Consider the following 320-nt stretch of genomic DNA (forward strand, 5'->3'; position numbering starts at 1 on the left):
GAGGATGATGAAGGGCAGCATGATATAGGTCATGCCGATCGTCGCCCCGGTCAGGTTGTTGACGAGCGCCAAGGGCTTGTCGATCAGCCCCATTCCGATCAGCATCTTGTTGATGAGTCCCGTCCGCTGCAAAAGCACCATCCAGGCATAGGTGCGGGCAAGCAGGTTGGTCCACATCGACAGGAGCAGGATCGCAAAGATCACCGACGTCAGGCGGCCGGGCATGATCGCCAGTGCCCAGGCGACGGGAAATCCGATCAGCAGCGAAATCACCGTGACGAGACCGGAGACGATGAAGGTGTTGGCGAAAATCTTGAGAT

At 57.8% G+C, this 320-nt stretch carries 1 protein-coding gene; it reads right to left on the reverse strand.

Features of this window, described 5'->3' with window-relative positions:
- The coding region (locus AF337_RS12835; RefSeq protein ID WP_425287889.1) for an ABC transporter permease at window positions 1-320 on the reverse strand (320 nt) is incomplete at both ends.

Origin of the sequence: Rhizobium ecuadorense (genome assembly GCF_001187535.1) — a bacterium.
In the GTDB taxonomy this organism is placed as follows: Bacteria; Pseudomonadota; Alphaproteobacteria; order Rhizobiales; family Rhizobiaceae; genus Rhizobium; species Rhizobium ecuadorense.